General features: G+C 69.7%; 22 protein-coding genes and 1 tRNA gene. 7 read left to right on the top strand and 16 right to left on the bottom strand.

From position 1 onward, the window contains the following. Positions 1-96: 96 nt before the first annotated feature. Positions 97-1599, top strand: coding sequence for an MFS transporter (locus ACFVYL_RS15685; protein WP_389715932.1), 1503 nt, complete (start codon positions 97-99; stop codon positions 1597-1599). Positions 1600-1711: 112 nt separating this feature from the next. Then, positions 1712-2485, top strand: coding sequence for a TetR/AcrR family transcriptional regulator (locus ACFVYL_RS15680; protein ID WP_389715930.1), 774 nt, complete (start codon positions 1712-1714; stop codon positions 2483-2485). A 65-nt stretch (positions 2486-2550) separates the two neighbouring features. On the opposite strand, the gene ACFVYL_RS15675 is transcribed toward ACFVYL_RS15680, so the two are convergent. The 3 genes from ACFVYL_RS15675 to ACFVYL_RS15665 form a co-directional block, all read right to left on the bottom strand. Next, entirely contained in the window at positions 2551-3372 is an 822-nt protein-coding gene (locus ACFVYL_RS15675) for a YceI family protein (RefSeq protein WP_389715929.1), read from the bottom strand. Between the two features lie 246 nt (positions 3373-3618). Continuing rightward, complete coding sequence (locus ACFVYL_RS15670) at positions 3619-6171, bottom strand: MFS transporter (RefSeq protein ID WP_389715928.1); 2553 nt, start codon at positions 6169-6171, stop codon at positions 3619-3621. Positions 6172-6184: 13 nt separating this feature from the next. Beyond that, positions 6185-6685: a MarR family winged helix-turn-helix transcriptional regulator gene (locus ACFVYL_RS15665; protein WP_389715927.1), complete on the bottom strand. Its 501-nt coding sequence runs from the start codon at positions 6683-6685 to the stop codon at positions 6185-6187. Positions 6686-6857: 172 nt separating this feature from the next. On the opposite strand from ACFVYL_RS15665, the gene ACFVYL_RS15660 reads away from it, so the two are divergent. Continuing rightward, positions 6858-7058, top strand: a complete 201-nt coding sequence (locus tag ACFVYL_RS15660; protein WP_389715924.1) for a hypothetical protein — start codon at positions 6858-6860, stop codon at positions 7056-7058. Positions 7059-7267: 209 nt separating this feature from the next. Here the strand turns inward: ACFVYL_RS15660 and ACFVYL_RS15655 are convergent, their stop codons facing one another. After that, a complete protein-coding gene (locus tag ACFVYL_RS15655) occupies positions 7268-7633 on the bottom strand; it encodes a DUF6624 domain-containing protein (protein WP_389715921.1) in 366 nt (121 codons plus the stop codon). Positions 7634-7717: 84 nt separating this feature from the next. After that, positions 7718-8767, bottom strand: coding sequence for an ArsR/SmtB family transcription factor (locus ACFVYL_RS15650; RefSeq protein WP_389715918.1), 1050 nt, complete (start codon positions 8765-8767; stop codon positions 7718-7720). Between the two features lie 676 nt (positions 8768-9443). On the opposite strand from ACFVYL_RS15650, the gene ACFVYL_RS15645 reads away from it, so the two are divergent. Further along, a complete protein-coding gene (locus ACFVYL_RS15645; RefSeq protein ID WP_389715916.1) occupies positions 9444-10547 on the top strand; it encodes a hypothetical protein in 1104 nt (367 codons plus the stop codon). A 73-nt stretch (positions 10548-10620) separates the two neighbouring features. Further along, on the top strand, positions 10621-11085 hold the full coding sequence (locus ACFVYL_RS15640; protein WP_389715914.1) for a hypothetical protein: 465 nt from the start codon (positions 10621-10623) through the stop codon (positions 11083-11085). Positions 11086-11388: 303 nt separating this feature from the next. Here the strand turns inward: ACFVYL_RS15640 and ACFVYL_RS15635 are convergent, their stop codons facing one another. The 9 genes from ACFVYL_RS15635 to ACFVYL_RS15595 form a co-directional block, all read right to left on the bottom strand. Then, positions 11389-12180: a hypothetical protein gene (locus tag ACFVYL_RS15635; protein ID WP_389715912.1), complete on the bottom strand. Its 792-nt coding sequence runs from the start codon at positions 12178-12180 to the stop codon at positions 11389-11391. A 78-nt stretch (positions 12181-12258) separates the two neighbouring features. Then, positions 12259-13122, bottom strand: a complete 864-nt coding sequence (locus tag ACFVYL_RS15630; protein ID WP_389715909.1) for an RNA polymerase sigma factor SigF — start codon at positions 13120-13122, stop codon at positions 12259-12261. A gap of 244 nt (positions 13123-13366) precedes the next feature. Next, complete coding sequence (locus ACFVYL_RS15625) at positions 13367-14191, bottom strand: RNA polymerase sigma factor SigF (protein ID WP_389715907.1); 825 nt, start codon at positions 14189-14191, stop codon at positions 13367-13369. A 301-nt stretch (positions 14192-14492) separates the two neighbouring features. After that, complete coding sequence (locus tag ACFVYL_RS15620) at positions 14493-14786, bottom strand: Dabb family protein (RefSeq protein ID WP_389715905.1); 294 nt, start codon at positions 14784-14786, stop codon at positions 14493-14495. Between the two features lie 47 nt (positions 14787-14833). Next, positions 14834-15013 carry a hypothetical protein gene (locus ACFVYL_RS15615; RefSeq protein ID WP_150169725.1) on the bottom strand — a complete coding sequence of 60 codons (180 nt, stop codon included), beginning with the start codon at positions 15011-15013 and terminating at the stop codon, positions 14834-14836. A gap of 507 nt (positions 15014-15520) precedes the next feature. Then, positions 15521-15608 (bottom strand) — tRNA-Ser (locus ACFVYL_RS15610). Positions 15609-15692: 84 nt separating this feature from the next. Beyond that, positions 15693-16124, bottom strand: a complete 432-nt coding sequence (tadA, locus tag ACFVYL_RS15605) for a tRNA adenosine(34) deaminase TadA (RefSeq protein ID WP_389716386.1) — start codon at positions 16122-16124, stop codon at positions 15693-15695. A gap of 195 nt (positions 16125-16319) precedes the next feature. Continuing rightward, entirely contained in the window at positions 16320-16874 is a 555-nt protein-coding gene (locus ACFVYL_RS15600; protein WP_389716384.1) for a hypothetical protein, read from the bottom strand. A 216-nt stretch (positions 16875-17090) separates the two neighbouring features. Further along, positions 17091-17261, bottom strand: a complete 171-nt coding sequence (locus ACFVYL_RS15595) for a hypothetical protein (protein WP_389715902.1) — start codon at positions 17259-17261, stop codon at positions 17091-17093. A 117-nt stretch (positions 17262-17378) separates the two neighbouring features. On the opposite strand from ACFVYL_RS15595, the gene upp reads away from it, so the two are divergent. Further along, the gene (upp, locus tag ACFVYL_RS15590) at positions 17379-18014 is read left to right on the top strand and encodes a uracil phosphoribosyltransferase (RefSeq protein ID WP_362375107.1); all 636 of its coding nucleotides are present in this window, start codon (positions 17379-17381) and stop codon (positions 18012-18014) included. Positions 18015-18065: 51 nt separating this feature from the next. Here upp and ACFVYL_RS15585 read toward each other — a convergent pair whose 3' ends face one another. Then, positions 18066-18704: a LytR C-terminal domain-containing protein gene (locus ACFVYL_RS15585; RefSeq protein ID WP_389716381.1), complete on the bottom strand. Its 639-nt coding sequence runs from the start codon at positions 18702-18704 to the stop codon at positions 18066-18068. Positions 18705-18913: 209 nt separating this feature from the next. Beyond that, positions 18914-19210 (bottom strand): type II toxin-antitoxin system VapB family antitoxin, encoded by a 297-nt coding sequence (locus ACFVYL_RS15580; protein ID WP_003955420.1) that lies wholly within the window; start codon positions 19208-19210, stop codon positions 18914-18916. Positions 19211-19546: 336 nt separating this feature from the next. Here ACFVYL_RS15580 and ACFVYL_RS15575 point away from each other — a divergent pair, with 336 nt between their 5' ends. Continuing rightward, a complete protein-coding gene (locus ACFVYL_RS15575; protein WP_389716380.1) occupies positions 19547-21076 on the top strand; it encodes a helicase HerA-like domain-containing protein in 1530 nt (509 codons plus the stop codon). Positions 21077-21255 lie beyond the last annotated feature (179 nt).

Here is a 21255-nt window from a genome sequence, read left to right as displayed (position 1 = left end):
GTAAATCTCTTGTACGCCGTACGAGAGTTGTTCTACGGTGTACATCGCACACGCCCCGTACACCGTATAACCGTAGAACCGGAGAGGGAGGGCTGTATGACGGCAACGACCGCCGAGAACCCCACCGCCTCACAGAGGCACCCGCAGCGCTGGCTGATCCTCGGCGTCATCTGCCTGGCGCAGCTCACCGTGCTGCTCGACAACACCGTCCTCAGCGTCGCGATCCCCTCCCTCACCCGGGAGCTGGACGCGTCCACGTCCGACATCCAGTGGATGATCAACGCGTACTCGCTCGTCCAGTCGGGCCTGCTGCTCACCGCGGGCAGCGCCGCCGACCGCTACGGCCGTAAGAAGATGCTCGCCGCGGGCCTCGCCCTGTTCGGCATCGGCTCGCTCGCGGCGGGTCTCGCGCAGGGCTCCGGGCAGCTCATCGCCGCCCGCGCGGGCATGGGCATCGGCGGTGCGCTGCTCATGACCACCACGCTCGCGGTCGTCGTGCAGATCTTCGACGACGCGGAACGCGTGAAGGCGATCGGCCTCTGGGCCACCATCAACTCCCTCGGATTCGCGGCAGGACCGCTGCTCGGCGGCTTCATGCTCGACCACTTCTGGTGGGGCTCGATCTTCCTGATCAACATCCCCGTGGCGGCGCTCGGCCTCGCCGCGGTCCTGAAGCTGGTGCCCGAGTCCAAGAACCCCCAGGGCGACCGCCCCGACCTGCTCGGCGCGCTGCTCTCGACCATCGGCATGGCCGCGGTGGTCTACGCGATCATCTCCGGCCCCGGACACGGCTGGACGTCGGGACAGGTCCTCATGTCCGCCGCCGTCGGAGTCCTGGTCCTCGCCGCGTTCGCGCTCTGGGAGCTGCGCGTTCCGTACCCGATGCTGGACATGCACTTCTTCCGCAACCAGCGCTTCGTGGGCGCCGTCGCGGGCGCCATCCTGGTCGCCTTCGGCCTCAGCGGCTCCCTCTTCCTCCTCACCCAGCACCTCCAGTTCGTGCTCGGGTACGAGCCGTTGGAGGCGGGGCTGCGCACGGCGCCGCTCGCGGTGACCATCGTCGCCCTGAACCTCGCGGGCATCGGCGCGCGGCTGCACGCCAGGATGGGCACGCCCCTCACGATCGTCTCCGGCATGAGCCTGCTCGCCGCGGGCCTCGCGGCCATCGCCCTGCTCGGCGGCGACAACTACAACGGGCTGCTGTTCGGCCTGATCGTCATGGGCGCGGGCATCGCGCTCGCCATGCCCGCGATGGCCAACGCCATCATGAGTGCCATACCGCCGGAGAAGGCGGGTGTCGGCGCGGGCATCAACGGCACGCTCGCGGAGTTCGGCAACGGCCTGGGCGTCGCCGTGCTCGGCGCGGTCCTCAACTCCCGTTTCGCCTCGCTCGTGGCGGTCTCCGCCGCGTCGTTCCCCGCGGCCATGGCGGCGGCGAAGTCGGCGGGCGAGCGCGAACGGATCGCCGACGCGTTCTCCTCGGGCCTGGAGACGAGCCAGCTGGTGGGCGCGGCCGCGGTGTTCGCCGGAGGCGTCCTGGCGGCCGCGTTGCTGCGCAGGGCGGAGAGGGCAGACTCCGTGGGTAAGACGTCGGCATAGCATCGGGGAGGGGCGGGCCGCCCGGTTCCGTCACGGACCGTCCGCCCTCCCCGCGCCGCCCACCCGGAGACAACCGCTCCAGGCTCCCCAGGACCGACGAGGAAGGTGCGCCATGGCGAAGGCAGCCGGCCGCACGAAGAACACGGCGCGGACGAGCGTCTGGCTGCAGGCCAAGGCCCCGCGCGGCGCCGGCCGCAAGGGCGACCAGCCGAGCGGCCTCGACCGGGACCGCATCACCGAGGCCACGGTCCGCCTCCTGGACGCGGAAGGCCTCGACAAGTTCTCCATGCGCAGGCTCGCCGGGGAGCTGAACGTCACGGCGATGTCGGTCTACTGGTACGTGGACACCAAGGACGACCTCCTTGAGCTCGCCCTCGACGCGGTCTGCGGCGAGATGCGCCTGCCCGACACGGAGGCGGCGCCGGATGCCTGGCGCGAACAGCTGCGCGCGCTGGCGGACGAGTACCGCGCGTCGCTGATCCGCCACCCGTGGATCTCCCCGCTGGTCGGCAGGTACCTCAACATCGGCCCCAACTGGCTGGCGTTCGCGAAGGCCATCCAGTCCACGGTCCGGAGCACCGGCCTTCCCGCGTACACGCAGAACGGGGTGATCTCGGCGGTCTTCCAGTTCGTGTACGGCTTCGGGACGATCGAGGGCCACTACATCTCGCGCTGCGCGGAGGCGGGGATGTCGCAGGAGGAGTACTACCGGGAGGCGGCCGGGACCGTCCGCGACGAGCTCGCGACGCACGGGCTGCTGGAGAGCGCGGACGAGCTGATGGCGGCGCGGGACGGGGACACGGTCGAGGAGATGTGGGAACGGGACTTCACGATCGCCCTCGACCTGATGATCGCGGGCATCGAGTCGCTGCTCCCGCGTCCGTGACTCCGAGCGTGCCCGGGTCCGTGCCCCCGACCGCGACGTGACCCCGTCCCGCCCCCACCGCCCGGCTAGCCCGCCTGCGGCAGGCCGTCCCCCTGTACGGCCTGGATGTCCAGGGAGACCTTGAGCGTGGTGCCGATCGCCGAGATGCCCGCCTGGACCACCTGGTTGTAGTTCATGGCGAAGTCCTCGCGGCGCAGCTCCGCCGTGGCACGGAAGGCGGCCCGCGTGCCGCCCCAGGGGTCCGCGCCGGTGCCCAGGTAGCTCAGGTCCAGGTCCACCGGCCGTACGACCCCGTGCATGCCCAGCTCGCCGTGGACGGTCCACCGGTCGGTCCCGGCCGGAGTGATCCCGTTCGAGCGGTACGTGATCTCCGGGTACTGCTCGACGTCCAGGAAGTCCGCCGACTTCAGGTGCCCGTCCCGCATGCCATTGCCCGTGTCGATCGAGGCGGACCGGATGACGGCCTCGACGCGGGACTTCTCCACGTCCTCGGCGATCTCGATCCGGCCTCCGAACTCCGTGAACCGCCCGTGCACGCTGGTGATCCCGAGGTGCTGGGCGACCGCGCCCACGGTCGAGTGCGCCGGGTCGACGGTCCACGGTCCGGGCGGCGGCAGCTCCGTGCCGCCCTGGCGGGCGAGAACGACGTTGCCGACCTCGGCCCGTCCGCTGGCGGTGACGAGCGCGGTGGAGGCGACGGGCGCGTACCCGACGGCGGTGACGATGACGGTGTAGGGCCCGGCCGCGAGGCCGGTCCCGTCCCGTACGACGCCTTCCTCGTCCGCGGCGGCCCGCAGTACCTGCGTCCCGGTCATGTCGGTCACCGTGACGACGGCGTGGGGCACGGCCCAGCCGTCACGCGTGCGGATCCGAGCGTTGAGTGCCATCCCGTTTTCTCCTTGCCGGGCTTCCCGAGCCGGAAGCCCCAAAGTTCAAGCTCAAGTACACACTTCATGCGCCAGCCGTACGTCGGATACGGCTGGACGCAGTCAGATACAGCCGAGAAGCGGACGGCCCCCGGCGGCGGTGACCGGCCGTCCCCTGCCATGAACGCCACCGCCGGCCCGGGGGCCCTTTCCGCAACCGGCCCGGGGCCGCGCCTCCGCTCGGGGCGCGGCCTCGGGCCGGGGCCGTCACTCGCCCGGGTGGGCGAGTTCGATGTCGTGGCCGTCGATGCCGCTGCCGGCCACCGTCAGGCCCGTGGCCACCGGCGGGTACCCGGTCGCGATGACCGTGTACTCCCCGCTGTCCAGGTCGGTGAAGGCGTACGCCCCGTCCGCCCCGGTGGTCGCGGTGGCGACGACGTTGCCTGCCGCGTCGACGAGCGTGACCCGCGCGTCGTTCAGCGGCGCGTTCCCCGCCCGCACGGTGCCGAGCACCTGCGCGCCGGAGTTGAGCTCGACCTCGACCCGGGTGACCCCGGCGCCGCCCACCTCGACGGGCAGGGCCATCGGCCGGTGACCGGCGGCGTTCACCGCGATGGTGACGGTGCCGGGGACCAGCTCGGCGAAGGTGAACTCGCCCTGCTCACCGGAGAGTCCGGTGGCGAGGACGTCACCGCGCACATCGGTCACGATGACCATGGCGCCGCTGACGGGCAGCTTGCTGTCCGCGTCCCGCACGAGCCCGCTGAGCCCGCTGGTGCCGCTGAGCAGGATGTCGTACGCGAGGGCGTCCTCGCCCACGACGACCGTCGAGGCCTGCGGCTGGAACCCGTCGGCGGAGGCGATGAGCACGTACGAGCCCGCGCCGGGCGCGTCGACGGTGTAGGCACCGTCGCCCTGCGCGACCGCACGGCCCAGCTGCCGTCCCCCGAGGGAGATCAGCGTGACGGCGGCCTGCGGAACGGGCACGCCCTCGGCGCCGCGGACGTGGCCGCGTACCGGGATGCCACCGGTGACCGGGGGCAGGGCGCCCGCTCCGGACTCCGCTGCGGAGGCCACGGCGGCGAGCCGCTGCGTGCCCTCGGGCCCGGCCTCGGTGTGCGAGGCGACGGAGGCGAGCACGGGCTGCTCGGTGGTGTCCGGGGTGGCCGCGCCGGCCGGGGCGGCGGCCGGAGCCGTCGCGCCCGTGGTCTCGGATGCGGCCTGGGCGAGGGCGCCCGTCGTACGCAGCGGAACCTCCTTGATGAAGATCGTGATCAGGAAGGCGAGCAGCGCCAGCGGCGCGGCGATCAGGAAGACGTCGGCGATGCCGTGCCCGTACGCGCTCTCCATCACCGTGCGGAACGGCTCCGGGATCTTGTCCAGGTCCGGGATGCCGCCGCCACCGGTGCCGCCGTGGCCGAACTGCGCGGCCGCCTTCGGGCCGAGGTCGGTGATGCCGTCCTTGACGTAGTCGGTGATCCGCGTGGCCATGATCGCGCCGAGCGCCGAGACACCCATCGCACCGCCCAGCGAGCGGAAGAAGGTGACCGTGGAGCTGGCGGAGCCGAGGTCCTCGGGGGCGACCTGGTTCTGCGTGCAGAGGACCAGGTTCTGCATCATCATGCCGATGCCGAGACCCATCAGGGCCATGAAGATCGCGATGTGCCAGTACTCGGTGTCGTACCGGATGGTGCCGAGCAGGCCGAGGCCCGCCGTCACCAGCGCGCCACCGCTGACCAGCCACGCCTTCCACTTGCCCGTCTTGGTGATGACCTGCCCGGAGACGGTCGACGAGACGAACAGACCACCGATCATCGGGATCGTCATCACGCCGGACATCGTCGGGGACTCGCCCCGGGCCAGCTGGAAGTACTGGCTGAAGAAGACCGTGCCCGCGAACATCGCGACACCCACGAAGAGCGAGGCGAGCGAGGCGAGGGTGATGGTGCGGTTGCGGAAGAGCCGCAGCGGGATGATCGGCTCCTTGGCCTTCGTCTCGACGAGCACGAAGAGGAGTCCGAGGACGACCGAGCCGCCGACCATGGCGGCCGTCTGCCACGACATCCAGTCGTACTTGTCACCGGCGAAGGTGACCCAGACGAGCAGCAGGCAGACCGCGGCGCTGATGAAGAACGCGCCGCCCCAGTCGACCTTCACGTCGCGCTTGACGACGGGGAGCTTCAGGGTCTTCTGCAGGACGATCAGCGCGATGATCGCGAAGGGCACGCCGACGTAGAAGCACCAGCGCCAGCCGAGCCACGAGGTGTCGGTGATGACACCGCCGAGCAGCGGTCCGCCGACGGTGGCGACGGCGAAGGTGGCACCGAGGTAGCCGGAGTAACGCCCGCGCTCGCGCGGGGAGATCATCGCGGCCATGACGATCTGCGCGAGGGCGGAGAGACCACCCACGCCGACGCCCTGCACGACGCGGCAGGCGATCAGCATTCCGGCGCTCTGTGAGAGACCGGCGACGACCGATCCGCCGACGTAGATGATCAGGGCTATCTGGACCAGGGCCTTCTTGCTGAAGAGGTCCGAGAGCTTGCCCCACAGGGGCGTCGTCGCGGTCATGGCGAGCAGCGACGCGGTGACGACCCAGGTGTAGGCGGACTGGCCGCCGCCGAGGTCGCCGATGATTTCGGGCAGGGCGTTGGAGACGATCGTCGACGACAGGATCGCCACGAACATGCCGAGCAGCAGCCCGGACAGCGCTTCCATGATCTGCCGGTGCGTCATCGGAGCGTTCTCGGCGGGGTGACCGTGAGGCGCTCCGTGCTTGGCATGGCTGCCCCGCACACCGGCTGGTGTGGTTGTTGCCATGGGCTTCCTTTTCTTACGCGGGTGTACGGGTGGTCTCTGACGTGGTCTGCACGTCGTGGGGGGAGGAGAGCCGGGCCGAAGCCGCGCGGCAGTCCCCGAAGCTGTCGCGCAGGCGCGCGAGCAGCGTGCTGAGCTGGACGACCTCTTCGTCGCTCCAGTCATGCAAGTAGTGGGTGAGCGTCCGGATGGAGAGCTCGGAGAGCTCGTCGACCTTGGCCTTGCCCTCGGGCGTGAGCCGCAGGATCCGGGAGCGCTTGTCCGCGGGGTCGGGATCGCGGACGATCCACTCCCTCTCCGCGACATGGGCGACGTGCCGGCTGGTCACCGACGTGTCGACGGCGAGCAGCTCCGCGAGCCTGCTCATCCGCATCGCACCGTGGCGGTCGAGCAGGATGAGTACGGCGGCGGATCCGGCGGGGCAGTCGTGCGGCAGGCCCCGGCCGAGGCCGCGCTTCACGGCACCGATGGCGCTGAGCTGTCGGGCCAGCTCCTCGTACTGACGCTGCGCGGCCACGGCACCTCCTTTTTTGTTGCTTAGGGCAACGATAGAAGCGGTTGGTTGCCGCAGGCAAACTAAAACGGAACCATCGGACTAAAGAGTCGGCAAAGCTCTGGGGACCCCCTCGTAAAGTCCCTGGCCAGAGGGGGTTGGGCCGAGAGCGCAGGATTCGCTAGGGTCCTGCTCCATGGCACACAACCCGCAGGGCAACCAGGGCAACCCCGATCCCGCCGGCAACACGCAGATGTTCCGCGCGTTCGTGGACGAGGCTCCACAGGGCCGTCAGCAGCAGGCGGCGGCTTCTTCCGGGCCGCGGGTCGGACTGATCGTCGGCATCGTGTTGGCGATCGCGGTGGTGGCGGGGGTCGCGTGGCTGGCGCTGGCCTGAGCGGGGGCTGGCGGGGGCGCCTTGGGCGCCTTGGGCGGGGCGGGGTGTGGTGTTTCCGCGGCGCGGTGGGGGCTGGTCGCGCAGTTCCCCGCGCCCCTTGGGTGGGCCCCGGCGCCGGAGCGTTAGCTGCGAGGCCGCCCTGGGGCGCCCCTTAGGGGCGCGGGGAACTGCGCGGGCAACCACGACGCACCCGCGGTGGAGTGACGGTCTCAGGCCCCCCGGACGAGGGTTGGGGCTTCCTTGGCAAAGCCGTCTGGCGTGTACCGGCGGCGCACGGCCTGCAGAGGGACGGCGACCGGTCTTAGGCCCACGGTGGCTCTGCGCGCGTCGACGGATTCCGGCGTGCGCTGCGGGCACAGCTCGATGCCGTCGGCGCACAGCAGGGGCTGGGTGCCGTACTCCTGGTCGCGCCCGCTGGTGATGAGGGCGCGATCGTGCAGGTGCGCCCAGTGCTGGACCGGGGCGTCACCGGCCTGGACCGCACGTCCCAGCAGGGTGGTGGCGGCGCCTTGGAAGGCCGGGGCGTGGTCGCTGTGGCCGGGCCAGTCGTGTTCGGCCAGGATGCGGCGCAGCACCTTGGTGTTGGCGTGGTCGGTATGCCGTCCCTGTCCGAGGCGGACGGCGTCGAGCTCATTGCGTACGCGCCGGGCACCTGTACATCAGGTCGGCCAGGCCGAGGCCACGGGCGAAGGCGCGGGAGCGGGCAGGTCGGCGCGCTTCTGGGGGCGGGGGGCGCCGAGAAGATCCCGACCGAGCAGCGTGCAGGAGTGCCAGACGGCTTTGCCGTCGCGGGTCGTGGTGACGAGGTGGGCGTTGCGCAGGGCCTTGGCGTGTTCCGATGCCGAGGACTGGCTGATGTTCAGCTCTCGGGCCAGGGCACTGGTGGTGTGTGGCTGGGCGAGGACGGTCAGGGCCGCCGCGCGAGTGCGCCCCAGCAGGGCGACAAGCGGATCTGCCGCGGGCTGCTCGTGCAGGAGGGGGAGCGGCGTGGTGGCCGGGTACACGAGGACCCTGGAAGCGTCGGGGTGCCCTCCGAGCAGGGGCCAGCCGTGCCAGAACAGGGAGGGTAAAAGGAGCAGGCCCTGTCCGTTGAGTCTGGCCTCCCAATCGTAGGGGGCGGGAAAGAGGAGGTTGGTGCCCTGCCAGTGCGCTCCGGGCACCAGGCTCGTCAAGGCGGACCGGATGCCGTGATCGGTCATCTGCCGGACTCGCCAGGCGCGTTCGGTATCGAAGCCGGACCGGATGCGGTCCCAGTGTGGTGCCAGGAGGCTGTGGTGGGCGGTGCTGATGGACTTGCTCAGGACCTTCCAGGCGTCGTTGTCCTGGTCGGCCAGGCCGCGGACCCATGACGACGGGACTTTGGGTGTGCATACGCGTCGCAGTTCCGCGCGGACGAAGTCGGGTGGGGCCCCGCGGACCAAATCCACGCCTTCCTCCAGCGCGTGGGTAATGGGGTCGAGAAACAGAGGTCCTCGGCCGGTCGCGGCCACTAGTTCGCCCAGAGGATACGCGGCACGGGGAAGGGAGTGCTGGGTGTGGCGCTGCCACTTGCTGTAGAAGGCTGGCAGGTCCTTGCGTCGCGAGGTGGCCAAGGCCAGCACCATTTCCATGAGCGGTGCCGGGCGGGCAGCGACGGTGACCTGCAGCAGATCCTCTGCGGTGAAGCGTATGCGCAGCATCGTTTCCTCCTGGTGCGGCGTGATCGCCACCCTCTCCACCTTTCGGGCAGCACCGAAAGCATTGTGGCGCTGGGGCCGAGGCGGTGAGCATGGCACCTGTCGCGGTGCCATTGCTGCGTCGGCGCAGGTATCGCCCTTAACTTGGCGGGTTCCTGGCGGGGGGTGGCGCGACACCAATCGGTGAACCGGTGGCAGGGGGAAACATGGGAATTACCAGGGGCCGCTCGTTGCGAGGCGCGCTCGAGGCCGTGGTTTTTGAGGAACCGCGGGGCGCCGTCGCCCCTATGGGGCACGAGGCTAAGACCACCGCTGCGGCGGTCGAAGCGGCTCCGGTCGGCACACGGAAGACCCGCCTGCTGAAGCGCAAGCTGCCCGGCGCGGGCTGACTTCCGGGCCGGATCGGCCGCGGCTGCCCAGAGTCCTGGTTGTCGTAGAGCCGCTATCTCCTGCTCGGCCGGTACTGGGGGCACCCTGCCGCCGGGTGGGTGTGCCTGGCCCTGAAGGCGACGCCGAGACCCTCTCGCCGGGTGATCTGGAGTGGCCCTGCGTTCCAGCCGAACGGCAGTTTCCAGCCGCCCCTTCATCTGCAACCCGGTTCCAGGGATATCACTCAAACGCCTCACGCGCAGGGATACCGCGCATGAACAACCCGGGCGCCGCCCGGCTGCCTTCGGCAAAACACTAAAATTCCGGGAGGGAAAAAAATATGAGCATAGACAGGCGGAAGTTGCTGCGCAACTCACTAGGGATCGGCGCTGCGGCCATACCGCTCGGCGCGCTGACCGTTCCAGCGCACAGTGCTGAAGCTGCCCGCCCGACCGCGCTCCCGGACTTCACTTTGGCCCTGGTAGACGCGCAAACCAAAACGGTCGAAAACTACTCGACCGGAGAAATAAAATACAACGCAGAAGGCGGCAGGAATTATTTCGGGAAGCCGAAGGCTGTATTCTCGACTGGAGTTGGAGATGAAGCTTGGAGGCCTCTGGAGTGCAAGGTTCGTAAACTCCTATCCGGTGAGACCGTCTTCATGGTTTGCGGCGGAGACGGCGCGAATGGGCGTGTGACGATTCACCGCCAAAGTGATGCGGCAGGGCTAGGAGCCATCAGCGGAATCCCGGACTTTTTCCCGCACTCCCTGGAGTACCTGCCGACGGCAGACGCCATCATCGTCGTCGGCACGCGAGGTCTGGAGACACAAGGTCTGCCAAAACCGCCGAATATGCCGCCCCCCGGTCATGAAATTACCCCGGGGGGAAGTTACATGCTGTTCACGGCCCCCAACGGCTTGCAGCGGTTCGAGAAGGTCAACGCCCCCGGCCCGTTCCCTTTCCGGCAGGCACATGGCGTCACCCTGGACCAGAACAATAAGAAACGGGTGTGGATCTACGGCGGCGAAAAGATCCAGGGTTTCGAGGTCCAGGGATCCGGGAAGTTCACTAAGCTCGAACCAGTCGATGGGGCAATCGACATACGGTGGGATTTCTACGAGAACGGGCACGACCTCCAGCCCGACCCGCTGGAACTCCAGACCTTGTGGGCGACAGGCACGCGCCATCTGCTCAAAATCGAAAAGGCTGCGGATCATCCATCCAAAACCTGGGACTATCCGTCAGTGCACGCCAAGTCATTTTCCCGGCACCGCTCCGGCATCGGCATCTTCACCACAGACCCCGCCAACAACGGATTTGGCACCAACAAGGTCAATTTCATCTGGGGGGAGCAGCAGATGTTGACCGTCCAACTGGGCACAGACCAAGAGCAAACAAGCAAGCAGAGAAAGATCTACAAGGCACGTCTCACCGATATCTGAACCCTTGCACAGAAGGCGTAGGGAACGCTCGGTGGCCCGTACTAGCCGTCAGGAACCTCACGGAAAGGGAACAATGGTGAAGACCCGCTTAGTCCCGACACTCGCCGGCGCCGCTCTCAGTGCGGCGCTCTCCCTCACATTGACTGCCTCCCCAGCCTCAGCGGAGGAGCGCCCGGATCACTGGGACAACGGATACGTCCCGTACGCCAACAGCCGTTATGTCGAAACGGACGCCACGTTCGGCGCTTACGCTGCGGTCGGCGTGGAATGGGAAGGCTACAAAGCGAGCCTCTCGGGCACTGTCTGGGACCGTGCCGCCGACACCTACGGCGTGCGGATGGAGGTGGGCTACAACTGGCAGAACGGCGCCACCTGGGAGTGGACCACCCGCATTCTCGGCAAGGCCGAGGGAGGAAAAGGCGACTCCAAGTCCAGCAGCGCACATTCCAAGACCGACGTGAACGTCAAGGGCGTCAAAATCCGTGCCTGCACCGTCAACAACGCCAACCAGGTGGTGGCGTGCAGCCCATGGGCATAGAGGCGTCAACCAGCCTCAGGGGCACAGGGCGTATCGACGTCGACCTCTGGTGCGTGGCAGGGCGGTCGCGTCGGGTTTCCGTGTGAGTGTCCGCTGGCTGGAGGGCGTGGCCTGGTCGGCCGGGTGGTCCAGCTGCTGCTGGGGCACGGGGAACTGCGCGGGCAACCGCGGTGTACCCGCGGTGGAGTGACGACCTCAGGCTCCGCCCAGGGGCGCGGGGAACTGCGCGCTCAACCCCCGCGGCGGCGCAGGCGGAAGAGCGGAGACGAGCACCGCCCCGCCCCACCCCACCCCGCCCCACCACTACGCCCACTTCACCGACACGTCCCGCGTCTCGACGTGCATACCGAGCGGCACCCGCCACGCCTCCACACACACCGGCCAGGTCTTCACCCTCCTCTGACCGGACGCGATCGGAACCGGCAGCTTCACGGTCGACTCGATCGTGGCCCAGTCGACCCCGAGCGCCCCAATGATGTGCGTACCGAAGGTCACCGCCCCGGAGCGCACCGGGGACCCCCCGGTGTTGTGGAAGGCGACGGTCACCTTCTCGCACCAGCGCTTGTCCGCAGGAGCCCGTTCCGGGTCGCCGACGCGGAGTACGGCGGGCCCACTGGGCGGCGGCGTGCTGTTTCCGGGCGGCTCGTGCGTACCCGGTGAGGAGGGGCCGCCCGGATGACTCCCAGGGCTCGACCCCGTACCTGTACCTGTACCCGTACCAATACCCGAACCGGCGCCCGTGCCCGTGCCCGTGCCGGGGCCCGCGCCCCCGCCGGGCGTCCTGCCCGTACGGCTCGAACTTCCCCCAGCGGCAGGTGACTTCCCCTCCGAGCCACCCGCGCCGCCCCCGCGACGGCCCTCGGTACGCGCACCCGCATTCGCCTTCGCATCCGCACCGCCAGGACCGTCGGGACCGTCGAGCGGCACCAGCTTCACCTCGCCGGTCGGCCCCACGGTCTTCCCCGGAGCCCGCTCCGGGACCGCACCGGTCGCCACGTACCCGTCGCCGCTGTCACCGCCGCAGGCGGACAGCAGGCCGCCGAGACACAGCACGGCGGCACCCGCGCCGAGCACGTTCCGCACACCACGTCGCATCGCGCCAGTGTGGCTGACGGTCCGTCAATTAGGAACCCCGTCAGCAACACCGGCCCCGCACAGCGCCGTTGAGGCCGGTCAGTCCGAAATGAGCCCGTCCCGCAGCTGCGCCAGCGTCCGCGTGAGCAGTCGGGAGACGTGCATCTGCGAGATGCCGACCTCCTCGCCGATCTGCGACTGCGTCATGTTGGCGAAGAAGCGCAGCATGATGATGCGGCGCTCGCGCGGCGGCAGCTTGGCGAGCAGCGGCTTGAGGGACTCGCGGTACTCCACGCCTTCCAGGGCCGTGTCCTCGTACCCGAGGCGGTCCGCGAGGGAGCCCTCGCCGCCGTCGTCCTCGGGGGTCGGCGAGTCGAGCGAGGAGGCGGTGTAGGCGTTGCCCACCGCGAGGCCGTCGACCACGTCCTCCTCGGAGACCCCGAGGGCCGCGGCGAGTTCGGGCACGGTCGGCGAGCGGTCGAGCCGCTGGGCGAGCTCGTCGCTGGTCTTGGTCAGCGCGAGCCGCAGCTCCTGGAGGCGGCGCGGGACCCGCACCGACCAACTGGTGTCCCGGAAGAAGCGCTTGATCTCACCGACGACCGTCGGCATCGCGAACGTCGGGAACTCCACGCCGCGTTCGCAGTCGAAACGGTCGATCGCCTTGATCAGACCGATCGTGCCGACCTGGACGATGTCCTCCATCGGCTCGTTGCGGCTGCGGAAGCGGGCTGCCGCGTACCGCACGAGCGGGAGGTTGAGCTCGATGAGCGTGTCGCGTACATAGACGCGCTCCGGGCTGTCCTGGGCGAGCGTGGCGAGCCGCAGGAAGAGGGAGCGGGACAGGGTCCGGGTGTCGATGGCTTCCGAGCTCGGTGAGCTGTGAAGCGCGTCGGGCGCGGATCCGCTCGGGCTCTTGACGAGCGTGAGCGTGAGCACCTTCGAGCTGCCCTGGTCTACGGACATGCCACCCCCTTGAGGTCGCGGACGGTCGCGGCGGGCGCTCCCGTCGGAGGAACGCAGCCTCCACCTGAATACCGGAGGTGGGGCTACGGCAAACGCGGTTCCAGCAGAATGTCACATGTCGGCAACACGCTGTAGTTACTTGTCGACAAACGAGGGTGACATCCGTGCAGGAAAGAGGGGGTCTGGGGCTTTTCGACAGAGAGTGCCGTCGGGAACAGCCCCGACGGCACTCCACTCGTTACGGTTACGCCTCGATCCGATTTGCGGACCGAAGCCGTGCGAAGCTCCTGGCCAGGAGTCTCGACACATGCATCTGGGAAACGCCCAGTTCGGCGCTGATCTGTGACTGCGTCAGATTGCTGTAGTAGCGCAGGAGCAGGATCCGCTGCTCGCGCTCGGGCAGTTGGACCAGGAGGTGGCGTACGAGATCGCGGTGCTCGACGCCGTCGAGCGCGGGGTCCTCGTAGCCGAGCCGGTCGAGCAGTCCGGGCAGCCCGTCGCCCTCCTGGGCCGCCTCCAGCGACGTCGCGTGGTACGAGCGTCCGGCCTCGATGCAGGCGAGCACCTCGTCCTCGGTGATGCGCAGCCGTTCGGCGATCTCCGAGGTCGTCGGCGAGCGCCCGAAGGCGGTGGTGAGGTCCTCGGTCGCCCCGGTCACCTGTACCCACAGCTCGTGCAGCCGCCGCGGTACGTGGACGGTACGGACGTTGTCGCGGAAGTACCGCTTGATCTCGCCGACCACGGTCGGCATCGCGAAGGTCGGGAACTGCACCCCGCGCTCCGGGTCGAACCGGTCGATGGCGTTGATCAGCCCGATGGTGCCGACCTGGACGACATCCTCCATCGGCTCGTTGCGGCTGCGGAAGCGCGCGGCGGCGTACCGGACCAGGGGGAGGTTGGCCTCGATGAGGGCGCCGCGCACCCGGCCGTGCTCGGGGCTGCCGGGCTCCAGCTCCTTGAGCTGGCCGAAGAGCACCTGCGTGAGGGCGCGGGTGTCGGCGCCGCGGGTGCTTCCGGAGCCGGGTGCGACCTTCGCGGGCGGCGGCGTCCCCTCGGATGCCGCCTTCACGGATGCCGCCTTCACGGGTGGGGCCTTCGCGGGTGGAGCTTCGGGCGCAGTACTGGCCGGCACGGGCAACGCCACCCCTTCTCAGACAGGCACAGTCAAGCTCGGTCGACCTCGGTCAACTCATCCGTCAAAAGCGGTCATAGCATCACAAGACATGTGCACTGTGTGCAAGCACCTGATAACTACGTGTTGAGGGTCAAGTCGCTTGTCAAGTCGGTCGGCGCCACCGGGTGACAGGCCCGCGCACGACGCGAAACGGCCCCGCACCGTTCGTTCCGGTGCGGGGCCGTGAGGGAGAGGGTCAGAACTCGTAGTCCGCGATCACCCACGTGGCGAACTCGCGCCACAGGGCGACGCCCGCCTGGTGGGCCGGGTGCTCCAGGTACTTCTTCAGCGCATCGGTGTCCTCGACCGCCGAGTTGATGGCGAAGTCGTACGCGATGGGGCGGTCGGAGATGTTCCAGGCGCACTCCCAGAACGTGAGCTCCGGGATCTGCTCGCCGAGGGCGCGGAAGGCCTTGACGCCCTCGACCACGCGCGGCTCGTCGCGCTGCACGCCGTCGTTGAGCTTGAAGAGGACCAGATGGCGGATCACGGGCACTCCTTGGAGAGGGGTGGGGGCTTGACGGCCTTGGCGGCCGCTCAGTCCTTGCCTCCGTTGGCGACCCACGTCATGAAGTCACCGATGCTCTGAGCGGCGCTCGAGATGCCTTCGAACCCTATCTGGACGTAGTCCGCGGCCTTGGCCGGGTCGGTGATGATCACATAGAGCACGAAGACGACCACCGCGAAGAGGCCGAGCTTCTTCCACTGCACTGCCACGATCCTGGCCTCCCCTTGCCCGCGCCCCGTGTGACCCCTGTGACGGCGGTGAGTCTAACCCGGACCGTACTGATGGGGCTTTTAGGGACCAACGGCCCGACAGCAGAGGCCCTTTGCCTGCGCCGGGGGGTCGGCGCGCGGCGCAGGATGGGTGGTGAGCCCGGCGGATCTGGCAGGAATCCACGGGCGAGGGACCGGCCCTACTGCGGGGTCCGCGCCGTCTGCTTCCCCCCTGACGGCGGCGCTGGCTTGAGGGCCCGGTCCTCGTCGGGGGGAGCGACTTGTCCCCCCGATGTCGCTTCCCCCGTCCTGGCGGGAGAGAGCCCCGGCGCCCTGGTGGGCGCCGGGGCTTTCCGCATGCTCGGCGGGCTTTCCGCAGCTCGTGGGCGGTCATGCGCCCGCGCCACCCCCCGAGCCCGTAGGCGCGAACGAGTCCCGTAGGTACGACCGAGCCCCGTAGACACGACGAAGGGCCCGTCCAGCTGGACGGGCCCTTCGTATCAAGAGCGGTAGCGGTGGGATTTGAACCCACGGAAGGGGGTTACCCTTCACTCGCTTTCGAGGCGAGCTCCTTCGGCCGCTCGGACACGCTACCGAGAGGAACTCTAGCCCAAAGTGGCCCGTGTTCTGAAATCCGTTTGGCCTGCCCCCGGGATCACCGTCCGGGGCGCCGCTCGTATCACCGTTTCCGGAAGAACTCCGTCAGCTGCGCGGCGCACTCGTCCGCGAGCACCCCGTGGATCACCTCGGGGCGGTGGTTGAGCCTTCTGTCGCGTACGACGTCCCAGAGCGAGCCCGCCGCTCCGGCCTTCTCGTCGAGGGCTCCGTAGACGACCCGGTCCACCCGGGACTGCACGAGCGCGCCGGCGCACATCGTGCAGGGCTCCAGCGTCACGACGAGGGTGCAGCCGGTCAGCCGCCAGGCGCCGATCTCTGCGGCGGCCCTGCGGAGGGCGAGCACCTCGGCGTGCGCGGTGGGGTCGCCGGTCGCCTCGCGTTCGTTGTGCCCCGACGCGAGCACCGTCGTGCCGTCCGGGGACAGCACGACGGCGCCGACGGGGACGTCGCCGCCCGCCGCGGCCAGCCCGGCCTCGGCCAGAGCGAGCCGCATGGGCGCCCGCCAGCGGTCGCGTACGGGATCGGGTCCGAGACCGGCGGCGGTCCCGGTCTCGGTGCGAGGGTCGGTGGGGGCGGTCGGGTCGTTCGGATCAGTCGGATCAGTCGGATCAGTCGGATCAGTCGGATCAGTCGGATCAGTCGGATCAGTCGGGTCGTTCGGGTCGTTCGGGTCGGTCACACGGGGAACCTAGCGGACGGTCTCCAGCACCTCCGCCGCCCCGAGGATCTCGGCGATCTCGTTGAGCGCCTCACCGCTCTCCAGACCGAGCAGATCCTTCTCGGGCACGCCCAGGTCGGCGAGGATCCTCAGGTCGCCCACCGGCCCGGACGGCACCCCCGAAGCGCTGGGGTCTCCGTCCGGCTCCGGGTCGGCTTCGGACGCCTCGGGTTCGCCGTCCTCCGTGCCGTCGAGGTCCAGGGCGTCCAGATCGACCACCCCTTCGTCGTCGTCCGGGTCGCGGCCGAGCATCTCGTCGGTGAGCAGGATCTCCCCGTACGAGCTGCGGGCGGCCGCGGCGGCGTCCGAGACGTAGATACGAGGGTCCTCCTCACCGTCCACCCGGACGACGCCGAACCAGGCGCCTTCCTGTTCGATGAAGACGAGCACTGTGTCGTCGTCGTATTCGGCTGTGGCCTCACGGGCCAGGTCGGCCAGATCCGACAGGGTCTCCACATCGTCGAGCTCCGTGTCGCTCGCTTCCCACCCGTCTTCGGTGCGCGCGAGCAGTGCGGCGAAGTACACCGTGACTCTCCCACTGGTCATAGGCAGTGCCGGTTGGCGGTTTTGGGATCCCCCCGGCGAGGTCGGGGGGCGGGGAATGCTGCTGCCAAGCCCCGCCCATTCGGAATCGTGGCAGAAACGGCGCCGTCAGGAGAGGTCTTCCGCGCGCTGTGTTCCGCGTCGCGTTTCCGGGCGGCCTTCGCCGGGCCTTTCGCAGGGCCGTCGCGCCGGGCCCCGCTACCAGCGGAACGTGCGCATCCGCATCTGCTGTCGCATGCGTGCCGCCCGGGCGCGGCGCGGCTTCACGCGGTCGCGGAGCTCGATGGCCTCGGCGCGTTCGCGCAGGAACTGAGCGCGCCGCCTGCGGCGCTCGGTGTCCGTCTCGTCTTCCGGTTTGCGCTCCGCCATGGCCCACACCACCTCAGTCCGTACGACCCCACCTTCCCTCGGACGGCGGTGTTGATGCCAGCGAGAGGATGCGGCCGGGGAGCGGCGCGGGGCCCGGGCCCGGTTACTGTTGATGTCATGCGGATCCACGTCGTCGACCACCCGCTGGTGGCGCACAAACTCACCACGCTGCGCGACAAGCGCACCGACTCCCCGACCTTCCGGCGCCTCGCCGACGAGCTGGTCACCCTGCTCGCGTACGAGGCCACCAGGGACGTGCGCACCGAGCAGGTCGACATCGACACCCCGGTCTCGCGGACCACGGGCGTCAAGCTCTCCCACCCGCGGCCGCTGGTCGTGCCGATCCTGCGGGCCGGTCTCGGCATGCTCGACGGCATGGTGCGCCTGCTGCCGACCGCCGAGGTGGGCTTCCTCGGCATGGTGCGCAACGAGGAGACCCTGCAGGCCTCGACGTACGCGACGCGCATGCCGGACGACCTCTCCGGTCGCCAGGTCTATGTCCTGGACCCGATGCTCGCCACCGGCGGCACGCTGGTCGCGGCGATCCAGGAGCTCATCAAGCGCGGCGCCGACGACGTGACCGCCGTGGTGCTGCTCGCCGCCCCCGAGGGCGTCGAGATCATGGAGCGCGAGCTGGCGGGGACGCCGGTGACGGTCGTGACGGCCTCGGTCGACGAGCGGCTCAACGAGCAGGGGTACATCGTGCCGGGCCTCGGAGACGCGGGCGACCGGATGTACGGGGCGGCGGAGTAGCAGCCCCGGACCTCGGGGCCTCGGGGTGCCGGGGTCCTGGGCCGACGGGTCCTAGCAGTTCTTCTTGCCTGACGGCGTGGACGTCGACTTGGGCTTGGCCAGTGCGGCCAGGGCCTTGTCGGCGTCCTCTTTCTTGGCCAGGTTCTTGAACCGCGTCCCGATGACGAGGTCGACCTCGTCGCCCTTGCGGCCGTCGGACTTGCGCTCGGCGCCCGCGAGCTGCGTGCCGAGGACGGGGAGCGCGGTGTCGGCGGCAGCCCTGGCGCCGAGCAGTATCCCGGTGCCCTTGACCTTCTTGTCGAACTCCTTCGTCGCGTTGCCCACCTTGCCGATGGCGAAGCCGCGCTTCTTGAGCTCGTCCGCGGTGCTCTTGGCGAGGCCGCCGCGGGGCGTGGCGTTGAAGACGTTGACGGTGATCTGGCCCGGCCTCGGCAGCGGTTTCGGCTGCGCGGCGGAGTCCGGGACGCGGGCGGAGGAGGCGGCGGTCCTGCGGTCGCAGTCTCCGGTCGCGGCGCCCGCGGCGGATGCCTTGTGGCCGCCCGTGAAGACGTCGATGAGCTGCAGCGTGCCCCAGCCGATCAGGCCGACGACGGCGGCGGACGCGATGACCGCGAGCACGATCCTGCGGCGCCCGTCGGGGCGGCGCATCCGTGGATATTTGTCCCCCGTGATGCGGTATTCGCCGCCCATGCCGGGGGGAGTGAGCATGCTCATGGGCGCAGCGTAGTGCGGCGGGGCGGCGATGCCTACTAAATGATCATTGCCCGGGGCCCAGTCCAACCCGAAAGGGTCAATGGGGTCGCAATGGGGCCCTGGGCCGGTTCGGGCGGGGAACGGGTGCGTCGGCCCAGGCCGGGTGCGTCGCCCCAGAACGGGTGCGTCAGCCCAGGCCGGGTGCGTCAGCCCAGTTCGAGTACGCGCGCGTGGAGCACCTGGCGCTGCTGGAGCGCGGCGCGGACCGCGCGGTGCAGCCCGTCCTCCAGATAGAGGTCGCCCTGCCACTTCACGACGTGCGCGAAGAGGTCGCCGTAGAACGTGGAGTCCTCGGCGAGCAGGGTCTCGAGGTCGAGCTGCCCCTTGGTCGTCACGAGCTGATCGAGGCGGACCGGGCGCGGCGCGACATCCGCCCACTGCCGGGTGCTTTCCCGGCCGTGGTCGGGGTACGGCCGGCCGTTTCCGATGCGCTTGAAGATCACACGGAAAGCCTACCGGTCAAGGCTCTCCGGGCGCAGCCATGGCGACGGAGTGCGACCCTGGGAAATGACGCTGTAAAGCGGGGCAAACCGGAAACGCACCAGCCGGGAACAGGGGCCGAAGTGAGCGAAAGCCAGCCGAAGCCGTCCACCTCGGGCCGTGCGAACCGCCCGAACGAGTCTGCGACGGCCGTCGGAGTGACGGGCGGAAGCGAGGATTCCGGAGCCGCTGGGGGCGGCGCTGAGGGAGCCGCTGGAGGCGGCGCTGAGAGAGACGCTGGGGGCGGCGCTGAGAGAGACGCTGGGGGCGGCGCCGGAGACGGCGGTACGGGGCGGGCGCTGCCCCGGGAAGCGGGGGAGATCGCCGCCGGGTACGCCTTCGCCGGGCCCGCCCTCGACCTGGGTGCGCTCCTCTGGGGCGGGGAGTGCCTCGCCGACGCGCGGATCCGCATCCCGCTGCCCATGCTCAACCGGCACGGCCTGGTCGCAGGCGCCACCGGCACGGGCAAGACCAAGACGCTGCAACTCATCGCTGAACAGCTCGCCGCCCAGGGCGTCCCCGTATTCCTCGCGGACATCAAGGGCGACATCTCGGGGATCTCGGCCCCCGGCGAAGCGGGCGACAAGGTCGCCGAGCGCGCCAGGGACGTCGGGCAGGAGTGGGCGGCGACGGGGTTCCCGAGCGAGTTCTACGCGCTCGGGGGCATCGGGACCGGGATCCCGGTCCGCGCCACGATCACCAGCTTCGGGCCCGTCCTGCTCTCCAAGGTGCTGCGGCTCAACCAGACCCAGGAGCAGTCGCTCGCGCTGATCTTCCACTACGCCGACCAGAAGGGGCTCGAACTGGTCGACCTGAAGGATCTGCGGGCCGTCGTCACCTTCCTGACCTCGGACGAGGGCAAGCCGGAGCTCAAGGGCATCGGCGGCCTCTCGACCGCGACGGCGGGCGTCATCCTGCGGGCGCTCACCGCCTTCGAGGCGCAGGGCATGGCGGACTTCTTCGGAGAGCCGGAGTTCGACACGAGCGAGTTCCTGCGGCTCGCGCCGGACGGGCGGGGGCTCGTGTCCGTCCTGGAACTGGCCGGCGTCCAGGACAAGCCGCAGCTCTTCTCGACCTTCCTGATGTGGCTCCTCGCCGACCTCTACAACGGCCTGCCGGAAGTGGGCGACGTCGACAAGCCGGGGCTCGTGTTCTTCTTCGACGAGGCCCACCTGCTTTTCAGCGGGGCGTCGAAGGCGTTCCTCGAAGCGATCACGCAGACCGTGCGGCTGATCCGGTCCAAGGGCGTCGGCGTCTTCTTCGTGACGCAGACGCCGAAGGACGTGCCCGCGGACGTCCTCGGGCAGCTCGGCAACCGCGTGCAGCACGCGCTGCGGGCGTTCACCCCCGACGACCAGAAGGCGCTGAAGGCGACCGTACGGACGTTTCCGGACTCGGCGTACGACCTGGCGGAGGTGCTCACCGGGCTCGGCACCGGCGAGGCCGTGGTGACAGTACTGAGTGAGAGGGGCGCGCCGACGCCGGTCGCGGCGACCCGGCTGCGGGCGCCCGAGTCGCTGATGGGTCCGGTGGAGGCCGGGGCGCTGGAACAGGCGGTGCGTGCGTCGCCGCTGTACGCGCGGTACGCGGACGCGGTCGACCGTGAGTCGGCGTACGAGAAGCTGACGGCCCGGGAGGCCGGGACGCGGGCCGCCGAGGCGGAGAAGACGGCGCGTGCGCGGGCCCGGGCGAAGCCTCGGGGGGACGGGTCCGTGGTGGAGCAGGTGGTGGGGAGCGGGATGTTCAAGTCGTTGCTGCGGTCCATGGGGACGCAGATCGGACGGGAGATCTCGCGGTCGGTGTTCGGGACGGCTCGGCGCAGACGCTGATTCTGGCGGGGGCGCCTTGGGGGGGGTGTCCTGAGGGGGTGCCTTGAGGGGGTGTCTTGAGGGCGGCCCCGTCGCCCGGCGCGACGGGGGGGTGCCCCTATGACTTTGGTCAAGGGGTTGGGGCGGGTTGAGCTTCGTAGAAGGTGCCGTCGCGGAGCATCGCGAAGAGGACGTCGGCT

The organism is Streptomyces sp. NPDC058308, from assembly GCF_042880275.1.
Lineage (GTDB): Bacteria > Actinomycetota > Actinomycetes > Streptomycetales > Streptomycetaceae > Streptomyces.
The sequence above is the reverse complement of the archived record's forward strand: the minus strand, read 5'-3'. Positions and strand labels throughout refer to the sequence as shown.

Excerpts from the sequence above, each read along its gene's own strand:
- ACFVYL_RS15685 (WP_389715932.1), top strand. The coding sequence starts at position 97 with ATGACGGCAACGACCGCCGAGAACCCCACCGCCTCACAGAGGCACCCG.
- ACFVYL_RS15680 (WP_389715930.1), top strand. The coding sequence starts at position 1,712 with ATGGCGAAGGCAGCCGGCCGCACGAAGAACACGGCGCGGACGAGCGTC.
- ACFVYL_RS15675 (WP_389715929.1), bottom strand. The coding sequence starts at position 3,372 with ATGGCACTCAACGCTCGGATCCGCACGCGTGACGGCTGGGCCGTGCCC.
- ACFVYL_RS15670 (WP_389715928.1), bottom strand. The coding sequence starts at position 6,171 with ATGGCAACAACCACACCAGCCGGTGTGCGGGGCAGCCATGCCAAGCAC.
- ACFVYL_RS15660 (WP_389715924.1), top strand. The coding sequence starts at position 6,858 with ATGGCACACAACCCGCAGGGCAACCAGGGCAACCCCGATCCCGCCGGC.
- ACFVYL_RS15645 (WP_389715916.1), top strand. The coding sequence starts at position 9,444 with ATGAGCATAGACAGGCGGAAGTTGCTGCGCAACTCACTAGGGATCGGC.
- ACFVYL_RS15640 (WP_389715914.1), top strand. The coding sequence starts at position 10,621 with ATGGTGAAGACCCGCTTAGTCCCGACACTCGCCGGCGCCGCTCTCAGT.
- ACFVYL_RS15635 (WP_389715912.1), bottom strand. The coding sequence starts at position 12,180 with ATGCGACGTGGTGTGCGGAACGTGCTCGGCGCGGGTGCCGCCGTGCTG.
- ACFVYL_RS15630 (WP_389715909.1), bottom strand. The coding sequence starts at position 13,122 with ATGTCCGTAGACCAGGGCAGCTCGAAGGTGCTCACGCTCACGCTCGTC.
- tadA (WP_389716386.1), bottom strand. The coding sequence starts at position 16,124 with ATGCGGCTCGCTCTGGCCGAGGCCGGGCTGGCCGCGGCGGGCGGCGAC.
- ACFVYL_RS15595 (WP_389715902.1), bottom strand. The coding sequence starts at position 17,261 with ATGGCGGAGCGCAAACCGGAAGACGAGACGGACACCGAGCGCCGCAGG.
- upp (WP_362375107.1), top strand. The coding sequence starts at position 17,379 with ATGCGGATCCACGTCGTCGACCACCCGCTGGTGGCGCACAAACTCACC.
- ACFVYL_RS15585 (WP_389716381.1), bottom strand. The coding sequence starts at position 18,704 with ATGGGCGGCGAATACCGCATCACGGGGGACAAATATCCACGGATGCGC.